The sequence below is a fragment of the Vulcaniibacterium gelatinicum genome (assembly GCF_008033445.1).
Lineage (GTDB): Bacteria > Pseudomonadota > Gammaproteobacteria > Xanthomonadales > Xanthomonadaceae > Vulcaniibacterium_B > Vulcaniibacterium_B gelatinicum.
The window spans coordinates 1-2,680 of sequence record NZ_VNKO01000032.1 but is presented as its reverse complement, the minus strand read 5'-3'; the positions used below and the strand labels follow the sequence as shown (position 1 = coordinate 2,680).

Sequence of the window (2,680 nt, the reverse complement as noted above, 5' to 3'; positions counted from 1 at the left end):
TGTCCAGCGCCAAGCGGGCCAGCGGCATGGCCGCGCCCGAGGCATGGGTCCAGGTCTCGGCGAGCATCCCGCCCAGCGCCTTCCACACCGCATCCCGTGCGGTGTCGCCCATCAGCACCCGGTGCTCGATGAGCCAGGCCTCCTTGCCACGCCCGAAGGCCCAGACCGAGACCTCGATGCGGTCCTTCTGCACGTCGGCGCCGGCGGTGAGCAAGAGCCCGCCGGCGGGAATGGTGCCGATGGCATAGTCCTCGCGGCGCTCCAGCAGGCGTTGCCAGTCGGGCGCTTCGCCCTCCTCGACCCAGGTCTCGCCGAGCTCGGTGTTCTTGAAAGTCTTGATGGCAGCGGCCGATCCCGATTCCTTGTTGACGGCGGCTTCCCACGCGGCGGCGATCTCGCGCCAGGCGCGCCAGCCCAGCGGGCTGTACAGCGACGACAGATGAAACCCCGCCGTCTTGCCCGAGCCTTCCGCCGTCGCGCGCCACTCGCCGTGCTCCAGCATCCAGGTCTTGTGGTGCTCGGCGATCGCCGTCTCGCATGATTCGCACACATACGCCGCCGTCTCGGGCCGGCCCTTCTCCCAACGCAGTTGCTCGAAGCGCAGCCACTGCCGGTGCGAGCAATGCGGGCAGGGCACGAAGTAGCGGCGCTGGTCGCTGGCCTCGTACTCACGCTCGATGGCCGAGGCGCCCGCGATCGTCGGCGTCGAGACGATGAAGATCTTGCGCCGCGCAAAGGTGCGCGTGCGCGCCTCAGCGAGCGAGATCGCATCGCCCTCCCCCTCGACATCGAGCGGGTAGGCGTCCACCTCGTCGAGAAAGAGATAGCGCACCGGCATCGAGCGCAGGCCCACCGCGCTGTTCGCGCCGGTCATCACCAGCACGCCGCCACGAAACTCCTTGGCGAGGATGGTGTTGCCCGAGTCGCGCGAACGCGCCGGAGCGATGAGTTCGCAGAGCACCGGCGACTCCTCGACCAGCGGGTCGATGCGCTGCTTGGAGTTGCGCTTGGCCATCTCCACGGTGGGCCACACCGCCATCATCGGCCCGGGGGCGTGGTGGATCACGTAGCCGATCCAGTTCGAGCCGGTCTCGGTCGCGCCCACCTGCGCGCCCTTCATGAACACCACGCGCTCGACGGGCGAGGTCGGCGACAGGCAGTCCATGATCGCCTTCAGATACGGCGTGCGGCTGGTGCGCCAGCGCCCCGGCTCGCTCGAGGCCTTGCTCGACAGCACCCGGTGACGGTCGGCCCATTCGGAGACGGTGAGCAGCGGGTCCGGCGTGAGGCCCTCGCGCCAAGCGCGCTCGATGACGTCCCAGCCCTCATAGGCGAACTCGTCCATCAATCGACCCGAACCTTGAGTTCCCCGAGCTCGGCGAGGTGCTCGCGCACGGCGGCATCCAGGGCCACGTGCAGGGTGTGGGCCTCCACGCCGAGCCGGGCCGCCATCTGCGCCGAGATCCGCGCCGGCCAGTTGAGCCAGGCGTCGCGCTCCGTACGGGCGAGCTTGAACACATGCGCGATGGCCTGGTGGCGATCGACCAGTTCGCCCTTGAGGCGGGCCAGCCGCACCTTGTTGGTCTGCGCCTTGACCACCTCGTTGACCGTGCGCGCCTGCACGAGCGTGGTGCCGCCTGCGGGCAGGCCGGTGGCGAGGTTGGGGGCCGGATCCCCCGCCACCCGCACCTTCACGGTCCGGGAGCCCGTTCCCGCCTTCGGCGGCTCGGAGTTCCGGGTCCAGTCGCGGTCGGCCCGGTCTGGGTCGATGGTGCCGTCCGCCTCGGGCGTGATGCGCCCGGTGCGGATGGCCTTGTGCACGGCGGTGTCCGATACCCCACGGTGGCGGGCGTAGGCGCGAATCGAGATGCCCATGGCCCTCTTCGATCAAGTCATCGTCAGTTCTTGGCCAACACCCGCAGAAAACGCTTGGCTTCACGGGCGAGAAGCGCGTTCATCACGTCACCCCGAACCACCCGACCGAAAGGACGCCCGATGAACCCCCACATCCCCGACCTTCTCGCCACCAAGCTCGCCGAGGCCGCCCTGACCGTGCTGGTGCGCACTTGCCGCAAGGAGGTGGCCGCCGCCAGCCGCGACGAGCTCGAAGCCGCCTGCGCCGCGATGCGCGCCAAGGCCCGGCCGGTCATCGACCGCTTGTTTGACGACGCAAGGGCTGCGCCCTGGGTCGGCGAGATGGCCTTCCACGCCGCCGCGCTCGAACTGGCGCAGGCCGGCATCGCGGTGTTGCGCAAGGTCTGACGAGCAATGCGAAGCCAAGCAAGAACGCTTGGCTTCTCACGCGAACAGCGCGTTCATCACCTCACCCGATCACCACGCACCAAGGAGCAGACCATGACCCTGCGCATCCGCCAACCCCAGGTCACCGACACCAACGGCAACGCCCTCGGCACCCGCCTGATCCGAATCGAGTTCGACGAGCAAGGCCCAACGACCGTGATGCACGACGGCCAGCGTTACGACTTCACCGGCAAGACCGGCACCCACCTCAAAACCGGCTTGGCGGTGCGCGAGATGGCCACCGCGCGCGATGCGCGCCTGTGGATCAGCCTCGATGGCGAGCACCTCTGGGAAGACTGACTCGCGCCGATCCATCCCTATCCAGGAGCAGACCATGAGCACCATCACCCTGACCCCCGCCCAGCACGCGATCCTGGCC

The 2,680-nt window shown here is 68.9% G+C and carries 4 protein-coding genes; 2 read left to right on the top strand and 2 right to left on the bottom strand.

Features of this window, described 5'->3' with window-relative positions:
* A partial coding sequence (locus FPV26_RS12480) for a phage terminase large subunit family protein (RefSeq protein ID WP_147654198.1) occupies positions 1 to 1,345 on the bottom strand: 1,345 nt, incomplete at its 3' end.
* A complete protein-coding gene (locus tag FPV26_RS12475; protein WP_147654197.1) occupies positions 1,345 to 1,875 on the bottom strand; it encodes an elements of external origin in 531 nt (176 codons plus the stop codon). The genes FPV26_RS12475 and FPV26_RS12480, both read right to left, overlap by 1 nt.
* 120 nt (positions 1,876 to 1,995) lie before the next feature.
* On the opposite strand from FPV26_RS12475, the gene FPV26_RS12470 reads away from it, so the two are divergent.
* Together FPV26_RS12470 and FPV26_RS12465 are read left to right on the top strand one after the other, a co-directional pair.
* A complete protein-coding gene (locus tag FPV26_RS12470; RefSeq protein ID WP_123770450.1) occupies positions 1,996 to 2,262 on the top strand; it encodes a hypothetical protein in 267 nt (88 codons plus the stop codon).
* Positions 2,263 to 2,355: 93 nt separating this feature from the next.
* Entirely contained in the window at positions 2,356 to 2,601 is a 246-nt protein-coding gene (locus FPV26_RS12465; protein WP_123770449.1) for a hypothetical protein, read from the top strand.
* Positions 2,602 to 2,680: the final 79 nt, after the last annotated feature.